Source organism: Serratia sp. EWG9, from assembly GCF_019913725.1.
GTDB lineage: Bacteria > Pseudomonadota > Gammaproteobacteria > Enterobacterales > Enterobacteriaceae > Serratia > Serratia ureilytica.
Genome location: NZ_JADNRO010000001.1, coordinates 500,984 through 514,391, shown reverse-complemented (window position 1 = coordinate 514,391; position 13,408 = coordinate 500,984). Strand labels below are relative to the sequence as shown.

Below are 13,408 nucleotides of genomic sequence, written 5' to 3'. Positions count from 1 at the left end.
TGACCATTTCCGGCAAGGTAGACTGAAATAACACGATAAACCGAATAAAAACGCAGGGTTAACACAACAGTGGCGCCATCGACCAAAAAGAGCGGTAAAACCTATTCCACAGTTCGCTTCGGCTGGATTTGCGCCGGCATGCTGGTCTGTTTTTTTCTGTTGGCGTTCAGGGTCGGTTACCTGCAACTGCTGGAACACCAGCAGTTGGCGAACCAGGCAGATCAGCGCTCGATTCGCACCCAGGTAGTGCCGACCAACCGCGCCATGATCACCGATCGCAACAATGAGGCGCTGGCGGTCAGCGTGTCGTCGAAAGACATCGTGCTGGATCCGAAGCATATTCTCGATACCCAGACCGATACCGGCAACGAACGCTGGCAGAGCATGGCCAACGTGCTGAAGATCCCGCTGGCGGACGTGCAGCATCTGATCCAGAGCAACGCGCACAAACGCTTTGTCTACCTGGCGCGCAAGGTGGAGGACGACAACGCCGCTTATATCAGCAAGCTGCACCTGACCGGCGTCAGCACCGAGCAGGATTTCAGCCGCTTCTATCCGATGGGCCAGGATGCGGCCGGCCTGATCGGCATCGTCGGCCAGGACAATCAGGGGCTGGAGGGCATCGAGCTGGGCTTCAACCCGTTGCTGCAGGGTAAAAACGGCCTGCGGGTCTACCAGAAGGACGGCAGCGGTGCGGTGATCGGCGTGATTAAAAGCGTGGATCCGGTTCCACCGCCGAATGTGACGCTCAGCATCGACAAATTTATCCAGTACGTGCTCTATGCGCAGATCCGCGACGGCGTGGTGGCTAACCAGGCCGACTCCGGCTGCGCGGTGCTGGTGAAAATCGACACCGGCGAAATCCTCGGCATGGCCAGCTATCCGTCGTTCAACCCGAACAACTATGGCAGCACGCCGGCGAAAGATATCCGCAACGTGTGCAGCAGCGACAGCTTCGAACCGGGTTCGACGGTGAAGCCGGTCGTGGTGATGGTGGGGCTGGAACATAAGCTGATCCGGCCGGATACCGTGTTGGACACCACGCCGTATCGGGTGAACGGTCACCTGATCAAGGACGTCGGCCACTGGTCGAAGCTGACCATCACCGGCGTGCTGCAAAAATCGAGCGACATCGCGGTATCGCACATTGCGCTGGCGCTGCCGGCCACGGTGCTGCCGGCGGTCTACCGCAGCTTTGGCCTGGGGCGGCCGACCGAGCTTGGCATCGGCAATGAGAGCAGCGGCTACCTGCCGCAGCATCGCGAGCGCTGGGCCGATATCGAACGCGCCACGTTCTCCTTCGGCTATGGGCTGCGCGTGACGCCGCTGCAAATGGCGCGCGAGTATGCCGCGATCGGTTCCTTCGGCATTTATCGGCCGCTGTCGATCACTAAGGTGACGCCGCCGGTGATGGGGCAACGCATTTTGCCGGCCGATACGGTCAGGTCCGTGGTGCATATGATGGAAAGCGACGCCTTGCCGGGCGGCAGCGGGGTGAGCGCTGCGGTGCCCGGCTACCGTTTGGCGATCAAAACCGGTACCGCCGAGAAAATGGGCCCCAGCGGCAAATACGACGGCGGCTATATCAACTATACCGCCGGCGTGGCGCCGGCCAGCGATCCGCAGGTGGCGCTGGTGGTGATGGTCAACAACCCGAAAGCCGGCAAGCACTTCGGCGGCTCGGTAGCCGGGCCGGTGTTCGGCAAGATCATGGCCCAGGTGCTGGAGCACATGAATATCTTGCCGGATGCCCAGCCGCTCAATGTGGTGTCGTCGGTTAAAGGGTGAGGATTTAAGCGGGAAGTGAGTGGGTCGGAAAATGTCTGGCCCACGCTTCAATACAACGAGTTTGACCTACGGCAGTATTTATTATGGATATGCCTTGAGGTATTGATTGATATTCGACTTGAATGAATTTCTCTGTTTCTAAAATAATATTTCTTATTTGGCGATTCGCAGAGAAGCTTATTTTCTCACCAAGACAATTCCCTCTTTCGTTCACGCCTTGACATGATTTCAACGAATTCCGAACCCGGCAACACCCGCCTATGGGCGGCTGTAATCGTCGTGTCATCAATGCTCGTTAGACTCGCGGCATCCTGGTATTACCGACTAAAAATCATGAACATAAAACTGACACTTGGCCGCGGGGCAAAACCTGCGCCCGCGCTGCCGCGCGCGTTTGGCTTCGGCAAAAGCATGGGGTTATTAAGCGGCGTAATTTGCGTTATCGCGCTATTTTCTCTGCTGCAATTGTTTTCCACCGTATTTATTTCCAATATTCTGCGCGACGCCAAGATTAACCTGGTGACGGGCGACGCCTTGCATCGCCAGCAGGTGGCGATGGATCGCGCCAGGCTGTCGCTGCTGACGGCCAGCGATACCCTGAACCGTGCGGGCATTTACTATCTGCAGGATAAAGCCACCGGTTCCGACGGCAGCTGGCATAGCCTGCTGGATGAATCGCTGGCGGCGCTGCAGGCTTCAGAGCAGGCCTTCGCCCGGTTTGAGCGCCTGAGCGCGACGGCGCCCGAGGCCGCTGACGCCCTGAAAGGCAGTTATCGCCTGTTCTATGACGGTCTGAAGGAGCAGGCGCAAGGGCTGCAACGCAGCGACAGCATCGATGCGTTTTTCGCCGTGCCGATCCAGGCTTTTCAGGCGGATTTCAACGAGAAGTATCTCGCTTATCAGGCGCTGAACGAACGACGCGGCGATGACGTCAACGTGCGGCAATTGGCGGCGCTGGAGCAGGCCAAAACCTATGCGCTCGGCGCGCTCGCGGCGTTGGCGCTGATCGCCTTGGGCGTGTGGTTCGGCGTTGCTCGTTGGGTGATTGCACCGTTGCAAAGGGCGATCGCCCATCTCAACGTGCTGGCCGCCGGCGATCTTTCGCGGCCGTTGCCGCCTGAACGGGCGGTTAACCGCGAAATGCGTCAGTTGCAAACCAGCATTGGCCACATGCAAAACGGCCTGCAGCGGCTGGTGAGTGAGGTGCGCGATGCGGCGAGCGGGATCCTGAACGGCGTCGGGCGGCTGGCGGACGGCAATCGACAGTTGACGGCGCAGTCGGCGAAGCAGGACGGCGAATTGCAGTTGGCGACCGAGCACGTGCAGCAGTTGGCAGCGCGGGTGGAAGAAAACGGCCAATACGCGCAGCTGGCCAATCAACGCACCGAACAGGCCAGGCAGTGCGCCGGCGCCGGTGAAAAGATGATGCAAACCGTCAACGTCTCGATGCAAGGGATCGTCAACCAATCGGCCGAGATGCGCGGCATTGTGGCGCTGATCGACAGCGTGGCGTTTCAGACCAATATTCTGGCGCTGAATGCGGCGATCGAGGCCGCGCACGCCGGCGTTCACGGCCGGGGTTTCGCCATTGTCGCTAAAGAAGTGGGCCTGCTGGCGCAGAAGAGCAGCCATTCTACGCGCGATATTCATCAGCTGATCAACCGTTCGTTGCAGCAAATCGATCAGGGATCGCAAGCGGTAGAGCTGCTGGCGGGCAACTTGCGTCAAATTATCGATCTGGTGAACACGTTTAGCGCACTGATGGGGGAGATCTCGCTGGCGTCGCTCAATCAGGGGGAGAGCATTCAGGACGTGACGGCGCGCATCGCCGGGCTGAATCAGGTGGCGCGGCAAACCGGCGCCGTGGTGAACGCGGTGACCGAGGCCTCGCAGTTGCTGCAGGGCGAATCGGAACGATTGGAAAAAGCGATGGCGCGTTTCAGGCTGCCGGCACAATAAATAACCCTGGCGCAGGTTAATGAATAATAAAGCCGCGCTTAACGTTATTTATTTAGGTTCGCTCCCTGAGGAGTTTCAGCGGAGTAAATAAAAGCAGGCCGGCGCGTGTGGATTAAAAAAGCGTCGGCCTGCGGAGGTTATTTTTGGCGGGAGAATTAACGGCTGGTCTGGTGGCCGATGATGCCGCCCAGCGCTGCGCCACCGAGGGTGCCCAGCGTGCTGCCGTCGGTCAATACCGCGCCGCCCACGGCGCCGACGCCCGCACCGATCGCCGTGTTGCGATCGCGATTGGACATATGCCCACATGCGGTAACGGAAAGCGTCGCCATTACCACCACCAACACACCCGCGGCACGTTTAATATTCATAATGAGTTCCTGGTAAATTGGCTAATTAATGGATTAAAAATAATCCGATTAACTCGCCGGTAGAAGTTGGGATGAATGTATTCCTCCGAAAGAAAATCGAACAGGTAAAAATTCTTAATTTTGGCGCGGTGAAAAGCGATCGCTCGCCGAATGTGCGGCCGTCGGCAAAACCGTTCGGCTATACTGGGAAGACGCCTCATGAGGGGCGGGCGCACACGCTGGAGGCCGCCATGTCCGAGCTCGTTTCCGCATCCGGCAAACCGGTGAAAATTCCCGGCCCGGACCATCCGATTACGCTGACCCGCCATCCGACGCGGGTCGTGGTGCGCGGCGCCGGCCAAATCCTGGCCGACAGCCGTCATGTACTCATCTTGCAGGAAGCCAACTATCCGCCGGTGTTTTACTTTCCGCGTGAGGATGTGAATATGGCGCTGCTGCATAAAAGCACGCACGTGAGCTACTGCCCTTATAAGGGCGACTGCAGTTATTTCTCCCTCACGCTGAACGGCCCGCAGGGGGACAATGCGGCCTGGAGCTATGAAATGCCTTACAACGCCGTGGTGACGATCAAGGATCATCTGGCATTTTATCCCGACAAAGTCACGGCGATCCGTACCGAAGCCTGAGCCGCCGCCGCCTTCGGGCGGGGGCAGGTTGACATTCCACTTATCCCTACTCATTATGTGTATTACCGGAAATTGATACGCTTTCCTTATGTTTTAATCCGACATAAGCGAAACTCTGAGCAGGTGCCAAGGTGTCTACCTCTACGCGATTTGCCGTTGCCATCCATATTCTGACCAACATCACGCTGTGTCGCGGCCAGACGGTGCGTTCCGAAGATATCGCCCGCAGCGTCAACACCAATCCGACGGTGGTGCGGCGCATTCTCGGGGCGTTGGCGGAGGCGGGGCTGACCTATTCGCAGATGGGGCAAGGCGGCGGGGCGCTGTTGGCGCGGCCGGCGGAAGCGATTTCTTTGCTGGACGTGTATCGCGCGGTGGAGGATCAACCTTATTTCACGCTGCATCGCACCCGGCCTAACGAGGCGTGCTATATCGGCCACGCCATTACCCCGGTGCTGGAGCAAGAGTTTGCGCGCGTCGGCCACGCGCTGGAAGCCAGCCTGGCACAGACCAGCATCGCCGAAATGGCCGGGCAGGTTGAGCTGCGCGCCGGCTATCCCTTCGTCCCTTGTTCACCGCAATATCAAGCAGATACGCAATAAAAAATCACGCCAAACCCCGTTCCGCGCAGAGCATTTTTTGCATTGCGTTAATGTAATTGTGTAAGTTACATTAGCTCGCATCAAGTGTGATGTAGCTCACGTTTTAGACTGCCTCCCCACGATAATCGACCGTTTGGCCGGAAACCTTTTCTTCCGGCGCAGATTCGCTGTGCTTATAAACCAGGAGAGAACGATGTTAGAAATGATTGAAAGCTTGGCCACCGTGGTGGTCCTGGTGCCGGTAATGGTGGCCGTCTTGCTCGGCGCGATTTACGGCCTGGGTGAAGTGTTCAACGTCTTTTCCGCTATCGGCCGCAAAAACGGCTGAGTCTGTATGCTTGGGGGCTATCGGCCCCCGGCTATAACTCCCTTATTTCCCCCTTTCTCTCTATGAACGCGCCGTTGCGTCGATCATCGCCATCACCTGCCGAAACATCGCGCTTTCCGCATCCGCCAGCTCGTTGACCAGCGTAAAGTGATTGCAGTGGCGGTCGGCCAACAGCTGGACGTCGAGACCGCGCGCCAGGCAGGCGTCATAATAGGCCTGCGTCTGGTTTTTGAAGCCTTGCGTTTCGCGGTGGCCGACGTCGAGCAGGATCTGCGGCGCATGCGCTTTCGCCGGCAGCAAAAACAGCGGGCTGAGAGTTTGCGCCTGTTCGGGCGTCAGGTGCAGCCAGTCGTTGATGTAGATATCGCACAGCGGGCGCAGATCGTAGAGGCCGCTCAGCGCCAGCGCGCCTTTGATCGCATCGGGCGGCAGGCGATAGCGTTGCTGCCAGCCGTCGGCGATCAGCATGCCGCACAGGTGGCCGCCGGCCGAACTGCCGCTGACGAAAATGCGCGCCGGATCGATGCCGAACGGCGCCCCGTGATGATAAAGCCAGGCGACGGCGCTGCGCACCTCATGCACGATCTCCGCCAGCGTCGCTTCCGGCGCCAGCGTATATTCCAGCGTGGCGACCGCCGCACCGCGGCGGGCGAACGCGGCGGCCATCGAGCAGGCTTCCTCTTTGCGCTGCGAATGCCAGTAGCCGCCATGGATAAAGATCAGCAGCGGGGCGGGCTGTGCGCTGGCCGGGAACAGATCGAGACGCTCGGCGGCGCTCATGCCGTAGCGCAGATCGTAAATGCCCGGCGTCTGCGCTTTGGCGCGCTGCGCCAGCGCGGCATAGTCCGCCATGCAGGCGTCAAAATCCTCCACCGAAGCGCGGGCGTTGTATTGCGCGGCGCGGGCGCTCAGGTCTTCAAACGTCAGATCGATGTTCATGCGTTTCTCCGGATTGTTATGCGTTATGTCTTCATCATCGTCCCGCAGGGGAAAAGATGTTTGATCTCCGGTGCGCACAATTGCGGCTTCTCCAATGCTGTTATCTGCTGTATATTGCCGTTTTATGCTTTTTTAATGCGGAATAATCCCATGCACAAAGCGGCACGACAGCGCCATTTACTGGATTTGCTCAGCGAACGCGGGCAGGCGGCGGTGGCGGAATTGGCCAGCGCCATCGGTGTTTCGGTCGATACCGTGCGCCGCGACTTGGCCGATCTTGAGCGGCAGGGGTTGGCGCAGAAACATCACGGCGGCGCGATAGCGCTCGAACCGTCCGGCATGCCGCGCCAGGCGCGTGCGGCGCTGTTGCCGCAGGTCAAGCAGCGGCTCGGCCGCGCGGTGGCCGCACAGATCCCCCCCGGCAGCACCCTGATGCTGGATGCGGGCAGTACGCTGTTGGCGGTGGCGCAAGCGTTGCGCGGCCCGGCGACGGTGATCACCGCTTCGCTGGATATCGCGCAGTGCCTGAGCGATAAGCCAGAGATCCAACTGATCCTGCTCGGCGGCCAGTGGGACGCGCGCCAACGGCTGTTCGCCGGCAGCGCGACGCTGGCGTTGCTGGAACGCTACCGCGCGGACATCGCTTTGCTGGGCGCCTGTGCGGTGCATTCTCAGCTGGGGCTGAGCGCCGGCGAAGAGGCCGATGCAGAGGTCAAACGCGCCATGCTGGCCAACAGCGGCGAGCGCTGGCTGGTGGCCGACCATATGAAGCTGGATCGCTGCGAGCCGCATCACGTGGCGGATCTGGCGCAGATCCAACGCCTGTTTACCGATCGCCCGTGGGATAACCTGGACGAGCAATCAATGATTGAACTTTGTGTCGTCGCCGACGACCGCTAGAGGAGAACCCTGATGAACGATAACGCTCAACCGTTGCAGGTGGCGCTGATTGGTTACGGCTTTGTCGGCAAGGCGTTTCATGCGCCGCTGATTAACGCGGTGCCGGGTCTGGCGCTGAGCGTGGTGGCTTCGCGCGATGCCGCCAAAGTCCATGCCGATCTGCCGCACGTGCGCGTGATCGCCGATCCGCTGGAGGCGATCCGCTTGCCGGAAGTGGACCTGGTGGTGATTGCTTCGCCGAACGCCACCCATGCGCCGCTGGCGCTGGCTGCGCTGGAAGCGGGCAAGCACGTGGTGGTGGATAAGCCGTTTACGCTGGATTTGGCGCAGGCGCGCACGCTGATTGCCGCGGCGGAGAAGCACGGCCGTCTGCTGTCGGTATTCCAGAATCGCCGCTGGGACAGCGATTTCCTGGGCGTGAAGCAGGTGATCGAGCAGGGACTGATCGGCAAGGTGACGCACTTTGAGTCGCACATCGATCGTTACCGCCCCGAAGTGCGGGTGCGCTGGCGCGAGCAGAATCTGCCGGGCAGCGGGCTGTGGTTCGATCTGGGGCCGCACATGGTCGATCAGGCGCTGCAGCTGTTCGGTTTGCCGCACAGCGTGCAGGCCAACATCGCCACGCTGCGCGCCAATGCGCAGATCAATGACTGGGCGCATGTGGTGCTGAACTACCCGACGCACCGCGTGATTTTGCATGGCAGCATGCTGGTGGCGGGCGGCGTCGCGCGCTTTACCGTGCACGGCGATAAAGGCAGCGTGGTCAAAGCGCGCGCCGACGGGCAGGAGAGCCAACTGCTGACCGGCGTAACGCCGGGTTCGGCTGAGTGGGGTAAAGACGACGACGCGATGAGCTTGTTTATCGGCACGGAACCGGTGCGCACGCTGCCGACGCCGGATGGCGATCAGCGCCAATATTACGTCCAGGTGCGTGACGCGCTGCGCGGCGCCGGCGCCAATCCGGTCACCGCTTCGCAGGCGCTGGCGGTGATGGCGGTGCTGGAAGCGGCCACGCTGGCGGCGGAAACCGGCGTAACCCAAACGCTGCCGCTCACCGAGGCGGAGATCGCCGCCTGGTAACGCATCGCGCCAGATAAGGCGTCAGATGCATTGATACAGTGCATCGCATGCGTCTTCCGCCATCCCAGCCCCTGACATAGGCTAAGCCTCAGTCTATGTCAGGAGTGCTTATCATGTTATCCCATCCTTCGCCGCAGGGCGTCCGCGGCATACTGGCCGCACTTTCTCTGTGTATGCTGCTGTCATCGCTCGGCATCAGCATCGCCAACGTCGGGCTGCCGGCGCTCGCCACCGCATTCCATGCCTCGTTCCAGGCAGTGCAGTGGGTGCTGCTCTGCTATTTGCTGGCCGTCACCACCTGCATCATCGGCATCGGCCGCTTGGGTGACAGCCTCAATCGCCGCCGCCTGCTGCTGGCGGGCATCGCGCTGTTTACCGCCGCTTCGCTGGCTTGTGCGTTGGCTCCGCAGCTGTGGCTGCTGCTGGCGGCGCGCCTGGCGCAGGGGCTGGGGGGCGCAGTCATGATGTCAATCACCATGGCGCTGGCGGGCGAGGCGCTGGGCACGGAAAAGATCGGCCGCGCGATGGGGCTGCTCGGCACTATGTCGGCCGTGGGCACCGCGCTGGGGCCGTCGTTGGGCGGCGCGCTGATCGCCGGCTTCGGCTGGCGAACGATATTCCTGATCAACCTGCCGCTGGGGCTGCTGGCGCTGTGGCTCGCCTGGCGATACTTGCCGGATGGGGCGCGGGCGGCGACGCGCCCTGAACCGTTCGACCGCGCTGGCACGCTGCTGCTGGGCGGCGCATTGCTTTGCTACTCGCTGGCGATGACTCTGGGACGCGGTGATTTCGGCGCGCTTAACCTGGCGTTGATGTTGGGCGCTCTGTTGGCGGCAGGGTTGTTTATCCGCGTGGAACGCCGCGCCGTGTCGCCGCTGTTGGCGCCGACGATGTTTCGCCATCCGGCCCTGACGGCGGGGCTGGCGGCCAGCGCGTTGGTCATGACGGTGATGACCGCCACGCTGGTGGTCGGGCCGTTTTATCTGTCGCGCGCGCTGGGGTTAAGCGCCGCGCAGGTGGGGCTGGTGATGTCGGCAGGGCCGGCGGTGGCGATCCTGACCGGTATTCCGGCGGGTTATCTGGTGGATCGCTTTGGATCGCAACGCATCGCCCAGCTTGGGCTGGCGGCAGTGGCCGCCGGGGCGGGATTGCTGTCGCTGCTGGGCCGCTGGGGCGTACTCGGCTATGTCGCGCCGATCGCGCTGTTGACCGCCGGTTATGCGCTGTTTCAGGTGGCCAACAACACGGTGCTGATGAAGGATCTGTTTCCCGAACGACGCGGGTTGATCGCCGGCATGGTCAATCTGGCGCGCAATCTGGGGGCGATCACCGGCGCGTCGGCGATGGGGGCGCTGTTTTATCTGGCCTCGCAGCGGGTGGCGGGTGCCGCGGCGGCCGCGGCTTACGGCATGCGCGTCACCTACGGCGCGGCGGCGTTGCTGGCGTTGGCGGCATTGCTTATCGCCTTCGGCGGCCGCCGACTGGCGCTGCGTTATGACGCGCGCTGAACGGCGTAGCGTTCTTGCACGAAACCGTTGTCCGACTGGGTGACGGCGAGCAGACGCAGGCGCTGCTCAGGGGCATCGGCGCCGAACAAGGGAATGCCGCCGCCCAGCAGCAGCGGCACGCGCGTAATCGTCAATTCGTCGATCAATCCGGCCTGCAGGAAACGCTGCACGGTCTGGCCGCCGTCGATATACAGGTGACGGCAGCCGGCCTCGGCCAACCGCGCCACGACGCTGGCCGGTTCGCCGCTCATCCAGCGGACAGGCTCTGCGCTCTGCGGTGCGGATTGCGTCGACAGTACCACCACCGGCAGTTCTCCATAGGGCCATTCGGGAAAGGCGCGGACTTTTTCATAGGTATGGCGGCCCATCACCAGCGCGTCGATGTCGGCGATAAACGCTTCAAAACTCAGGCCATTGAGCAACGACACCGCGTACTCGGGCCGCAGCAGCCAATCGATGTCGCCGTCCGGGCCGGCAATGAATCCGTCTACGCTGGTGGCGATGTAAACCGAGCATTTCATCAGGCGAGATCTCCGCGGTAAACCACATGGACCTTGTTGCCGTCGGGATCGCGCAGGTAAGCACCGAAATAGCCTTTGCCATAGTGCGCGCGCTCGCCGGGTTCGCCTTCACTGCTGCCACCCGCCAGCAGGCCGGCGGCGTAGGCGCGTTTAACCGCCAGCTCGTCGGCGGCGAGAAAGGCCAGCATGCTGCCGTTGCCGGCGCTGGCGGGCTGTCTGTCGAAGGGTTGGTAGGCATAAAACCGCGGCAGCGTTTGGCCCGGCATCACCCAGCAGCGGGCGGCGGGGCCGCCGTCCGGCGTCACTTCCCGCCGTTGTAAACCCAATGGCAACAAAATGGCGTCGTAGAACGCGGCGGCGGCGTCCAGATCGCTGACGCCGACGGTAATATGGCTGAACATGGCGCGTTTCCTTTCCCAAGAGAGAATAATGAACGGATAAAACAGTAGCAGCGATAGCGCAGGATGGACAGACCGCCGTGGAGGATTCGGATTAGGGACGCGCGCAGGGGGGCAAAGCGCGCTTCACGGTTTGTGGGGCGGGCCGCCTCAATTGCTCTCGACGCGAGGATTGGCGTGGGTCGGCTGGCTGGGATAATCCACCTGATGCTTGTGCAGATAATCGCGAATCAGCTGGCGCACCACCTGGGAAGGGGTGACGTCCTGCTGCAGGCACAGCTCTTCCAGGGCTTTCTTCTTGTCCGGGTCAATCAGCACCGTTAGCCGCGCCGTTTTCTTTTCCATCAGGATCCTCCAGAGAATGATGACTGAATGATAATACCATGTGAGCGAAGCGGCCAGCCAGACAGCGCCGCCGCTCGTCTTTAGCGGAAATGCAGCCGCTCTATCTTGCGTGACAGGTAGCCGAGTTCGCAGTTGAACAGCTCGCCGCTGCCGGCGGCCAGCGTGCGCAGCGTGCTGAGCGGCAGCGACACCTGGGCCGGCGTAGCATAAATGATCACGTTGCCGCTGGGGGCGATGCAAAACAGCACGGTGGCGAATATCCGGTGCAGGCTGTGGTACAGCAGGCTGTTTTCGTCGGGCAGATCGTGGTAATTCAGCACCAGCCAGCCCCCGTCATTCAGCCGCGCGGCGCAGTTCTCCAGGAATGTCTGGGTGCCTTGCTGCGGATCCATGGCGAACGCCGAATAAAGATCGGAGAAAATCAGATCGTAACGCGTTTCGGCGGGCGGGCGCACGAAGTCCATGGCGTCGGCGGTGCGCAGGCTGATGGTGTCGGTGGCCGGCAGCGTAAAATAGCGGCGCGCGACGGCGATTACCGCGGCGCGCAGCTCGACGACCTCCAGGCGCATAGCCGGATCGAGCGCGTGCAGCGCACGCAGCAGGCTGCCGCCGCCTAACCCCAGGATCAACGCCGACGTCGGCGGCTGCCAGGCCACCGCCATCAGCATCGCTTTGATGTAGTTGTGGATCGGCTGCGCGGGGTTGCTGAGGCTCATCTTGCTTTGCTCGCAGATGCCGTCAAACCGCAGCGTGCGGTAGTCCTTGTGATCGGAAACGATGATTTCGCCCCAGGCGTCGGCTTCGCGAGCGATCACCTGGCCACGCGGGGAGAAATCGAGGGTTCTGAGTAAGCTGTCAACCAGAGACATGGTATTCGCAGGGCTCCTTTGGCAAGCGGCCTGTTTACTTACGGGCGCACATGAAATCGGCGGTGCAAATGCGCCGGCCATCGATGCTGGCACGGCCGGTGAAGCGGGCGATCGCGCCGCGCCGGCGTACAAAGGCGACCTCCATCAACACCTGGTCGCCGGGACGGGCGGCGCGATAAAACCGCGCCCGCTGAATGGAAGCGAAGTAGTAATGTTCCCCTTCGTTCAGCGCCCCGAGATAGTAATGCGCCAGCAGACCGGTGCTTTGCGCCAGCGCTTCCACCAACAGCACGCCAGGAAAACCGGCGAAGCGCGCATGGCCGCTCCAGAACGTCGGCTCATTGGCGGTGATGTTCTTGATGGCGCTCAGCCGCCCTTCGGCGATGCAGGTGCCGGCGGGCAGCACGCGATCGACCAACAGACAGGGATAGCGATGAGGCAGAATCGCCTGAATATCGTGGAATTGCAGGGGGTGACCATGTAATGGCATGGGGGAGCGTGATCCTGTCTGCGGCGAATCCGGCGCGATGGCCGGCGTTCGGTCCATAATGAGTGTAATGACATTATAATAAAATTATCATCAGATGTGCCAGATGAAAGACATGACGGCGGCGACGGTTGGGAAACAGCGAAGGAGGGGAAGACACCCGATCCTGACGATCGGGCGTGGCGGCGCGTTTAGTGCTTGGAGCGGGTCACCTTGTCCAAATAACCCATCACGAAGGCGGAGAGCACGAAGGTGAGGTGGATGATCACATACCACATCAGCTTGTTGTCTGGCACGTTCTTGGCGTCCATAAACACCCGCAGCAGATGGATGGACGAGATGGCGACGATAGACGCGGCGACTTTGTTTTTCAGCGAGGTGGCGTCCATTTTGCCCAGCCAGCTCAGCTTTTCTTTTCCTTCGGTGATATCCAACTGCGAGACGAAATTTTCGTACCCGGAGAACATCACCATCACCAGCAGCCCGCCGACCAGCGCCATGTCGACCAACGACAGCAGGGTCAGGATCAGATCGGCTTCAGCGACGGAGAAAATGTTGGGCAGGACGTGCAGGATCTCCTGAAAAAATTTGATAGACAGGGCGACCAGGGCCAGTGAAAGGCCGAAATAAACCGGCGCGAGCAGCCAGCGGGAGGCGTACATCGCGTTTTCTAGCAAGCGTTCCATCATA

16 protein-coding genes are annotated in these 13,408 nt (G+C 61.3%); 8 read left to right on the top strand and 8 right to left on the bottom strand.

Annotated features, from left to right (window positions below; translation table 11 throughout):
• Positions 1-69: 69 nt before the first annotated feature.
• Positions 70-1,788 (top strand): penicillin-binding transpeptidase domain-containing protein, encoded by a 1,719-nt coding sequence (locus ITX55_RS02385; protein ID WP_033643023.1) that lies wholly within the window; start codon positions 70-72, stop codon positions 1,786-1,788.
• A gap of 333 nt (positions 1,789-2,121) precedes the next feature.
• Positions 2,122-3,747, top strand: a complete 1,626-nt coding sequence (locus ITX55_RS02380; protein WP_370632582.1) for a methyl-accepting chemotaxis protein — start codon at positions 2,122-2,124, stop codon at positions 3,745-3,747.
• A gap of 155 nt (positions 3,748-3,902) precedes the next feature.
• Here the strand turns inward: ITX55_RS02380 and osmB are convergent, their stop codons facing one another.
• On the bottom strand, positions 3,903-4,115 hold the full coding sequence (gene osmB / locus ITX55_RS02375) for an osmotically-inducible lipoprotein OsmB (protein ID WP_004940700.1): 213 nt from the start codon (positions 4,113-4,115) through the stop codon (positions 3,903-3,905).
• Positions 4,116-4,345: 230 nt separating this feature from the next.
• On the opposite strand from osmB, the gene ITX55_RS02370 reads away from it, so the two are divergent.
• The 3 genes from ITX55_RS02370 (at position 4,346) to ITX55_RS02360 (ending at position 5,671) form a co-directional block, all read left to right on the top strand.
• The gene (locus ITX55_RS02370) at positions 4,346-4,741 is read left to right on the top strand and encodes a DUF427 domain-containing protein (protein WP_164057757.1); all 396 of its coding nucleotides are present in this window, start codon (positions 4,346-4,348) and stop codon (positions 4,739-4,741) included.
• 131 nt (positions 4,742-4,872) lie between these two features.
• On the top strand, positions 4,873-5,343 hold the full coding sequence (locus ITX55_RS02365; RefSeq protein ID WP_033650438.1) for an Rrf2 family transcriptional regulator: 471 nt from the start codon (positions 4,873-4,875) through the stop codon (positions 5,341-5,343).
• A gap of 193 nt (positions 5,344-5,536) precedes the next feature.
• Complete coding sequence (locus ITX55_RS02360) at positions 5,537-5,671, top strand: AcrZ family multidrug efflux pump-associated protein (protein WP_033643027.1); 135 nt, start codon at positions 5,537-5,539, stop codon at positions 5,669-5,671.
• Positions 5,672-5,731: 60 nt separating this feature from the next.
• On the opposite strand, the gene ITX55_RS02355 is transcribed toward ITX55_RS02360, so the two are convergent.
• The gene (locus tag ITX55_RS02355) at positions 5,732-6,610 is read right to left on the bottom strand and encodes an alpha/beta hydrolase (RefSeq protein ID WP_223084781.1); all 879 of its coding nucleotides are present in this window, start codon (positions 6,608-6,610) and stop codon (positions 5,732-5,734) included.
• Positions 6,611-6,760: 150 nt separating this feature from the next.
• On the opposite strand from ITX55_RS02355, the gene ITX55_RS02350 reads away from it, so the two are divergent.
• The 3 genes from ITX55_RS02350 (at position 6,761) to ITX55_RS02340 (ending at position 10,098) form a co-directional block, all read left to right on the top strand.
• Positions 6,761-7,510, top strand: a complete 750-nt coding sequence (locus ITX55_RS02350) for a DeoR/GlpR family DNA-binding transcription regulator (RefSeq protein ID WP_033650433.1) — start codon at positions 6,761-6,763, stop codon at positions 7,508-7,510.
• A 12-nt stretch (positions 7,511-7,522) separates the two neighbouring features.
• The gene (locus ITX55_RS02345) at positions 7,523-8,590 is read left to right on the top strand and encodes an oxidoreductase (RefSeq protein ID WP_089197033.1); all 1,068 of its coding nucleotides are present in this window, start codon (positions 7,523-7,525) and stop codon (positions 8,588-8,590) included.
• A gap of 113 nt (positions 8,591-8,703) precedes the next feature.
• Positions 8,704-10,098: an MFS transporter gene (locus tag ITX55_RS02340; protein ID WP_089194731.1), complete on the top strand. Its 1,395-nt coding sequence runs from the start codon at positions 8,704-8,706 to the stop codon at positions 10,096-10,098.
• Here the strand turns inward: ITX55_RS02340 and ITX55_RS02335 are convergent.
• The 6 genes from ITX55_RS02335 to ITX55_RS02310 form a co-directional block, all read right to left on the bottom strand.
• The gene (locus ITX55_RS02335) at positions 10,083-10,619 is read right to left on the bottom strand and encodes a dihydrofolate reductase family protein (RefSeq protein WP_170853049.1); all 537 of its coding nucleotides are present in this window, start codon (positions 10,617-10,619) and stop codon (positions 10,083-10,085) included. The two genes, ITX55_RS02340 and ITX55_RS02335, sit on opposite strands and share 16 nt — an antisense overlap.
• A complete protein-coding gene (locus tag ITX55_RS02330) occupies positions 10,619-11,020 on the bottom strand; it encodes a VOC family protein (protein WP_015377846.1) in 402 nt (133 codons plus the stop codon). Before ITX55_RS02330 ends, ITX55_RS02335 begins: the two co-directional genes overlap by 1 nt.
• Positions 11,021-11,167: 147 nt before the next feature.
• Positions 11,168-11,362 carry a ribbon-helix-helix protein, CopG family gene (locus ITX55_RS02325; RefSeq protein ID WP_004928567.1) on the bottom strand — a complete coding sequence of 65 codons (195 nt, stop codon included), beginning with the start codon at positions 11,360-11,362 and terminating at the stop codon, positions 11,168-11,170.
• A gap of 80 nt (positions 11,363-11,442) precedes the next feature.
• Positions 11,443-12,231, bottom strand: a complete 789-nt coding sequence (locus tag ITX55_RS02320; RefSeq protein WP_033643034.1) for a spermidine synthase — start codon at positions 12,229-12,231, stop codon at positions 11,443-11,445.
• 34 nt (positions 12,232-12,265) lie between these two features.
• Positions 12,266-12,721 carry a 3-hydroxyacyl-ACP dehydratase FabZ gene (fabZ, locus tag ITX55_RS02315; RefSeq protein WP_033643035.1) on the bottom strand — a complete coding sequence of 152 codons (456 nt, stop codon included), beginning with the start codon at positions 12,719-12,721 and terminating at the stop codon, positions 12,266-12,268.
• Positions 12,722-12,909: 188 nt separating this feature from the next.
• Positions 12,910-13,404 carry a TIGR00645 family protein gene (locus ITX55_RS02310; RefSeq protein ID WP_025302805.1) on the bottom strand — a complete coding sequence of 165 codons (495 nt, stop codon included), beginning with the start codon at positions 13,402-13,404 and terminating at the stop codon, positions 12,910-12,912.
• Positions 13,405-13,408: the final 4 nt, after the last annotated feature.

Bases quoted from the DNA above. Each gene is read 5' to 3' on its own strand.
- ITX55_RS02380 (WP_370632582.1), top strand. From the start codon at position 2,122: ATGAACATAAAACTGACACTTGGCCGCGGGGCAAAACCTGCGCCCGCG.
- osmB (WP_004940700.1), bottom strand. From the start codon at position 4,115: ATGAATATTAAACGTGCCGCGGGTGTGTTGGTGGTGGTAATGGCGACG.
- ITX55_RS02370 (WP_164057757.1), top strand. From the start codon at position 4,346: ATGTCCGAGCTCGTTTCCGCATCCGGCAAACCGGTGAAAATTCCCGGC.
- ITX55_RS02360 (WP_033643027.1), top strand. From the start codon at position 5,537: ATGTTAGAAATGATTGAAAGCTTGGCCACCGTGGTGGTCCTGGTGCCG.
- ITX55_RS02355 (WP_223084781.1), bottom strand. From the start codon at position 6,610: ATGAACATCGATCTGACGTTTGAAGACCTGAGCGCCCGCGCCGCGCAA.
- ITX55_RS02350 (WP_033650433.1), top strand. From the start codon at position 6,761: ATGCACAAAGCGGCACGACAGCGCCATTTACTGGATTTGCTCAGCGAA.
- ITX55_RS02345 (WP_089197033.1), top strand. From the start codon at position 7,523: ATGAACGATAACGCTCAACCGTTGCAGGTGGCGCTGATTGGTTACGGC.
- ITX55_RS02340 (WP_089194731.1), top strand. From the start codon at position 8,704: ATGTTATCCCATCCTTCGCCGCAGGGCGTCCGCGGCATACTGGCCGCA.
- ITX55_RS02335 (WP_170853049.1), bottom strand. From the start codon at position 10,619: ATGAAATGCTCGGTTTACATCGCCACCAGCGTAGACGGATTCATTGCC.
- ITX55_RS02330 (WP_015377846.1), bottom strand. From the start codon at position 11,020: ATGTTCAGCCATATTACCGTCGGCGTCAGCGATCTGGACGCCGCCGCC.
- ITX55_RS02325 (WP_004928567.1), bottom strand. From the start codon at position 11,362: ATGGAAAAGAAAACGGCGCGGCTAACGGTGCTGATTGACCCGGACAAG.
- ITX55_RS02320 (WP_033643034.1), bottom strand. From the start codon at position 12,231: ATGTCTCTGGTTGACAGCTTACTCAGAACCCTCGATTTCTCCCCGCGT.
- fabZ (WP_033643035.1), bottom strand. From the start codon at position 12,721: ATGCCATTACATGGTCACCCCCTGCAATTCCACGATATTCAGGCGATT.
- ITX55_RS02310 (WP_025302805.1), bottom strand. From the start codon at position 13,404: ATGGAACGCTTGCTAGAAAACGCGATGTACGCCTCCCGCTGGCTGCTC.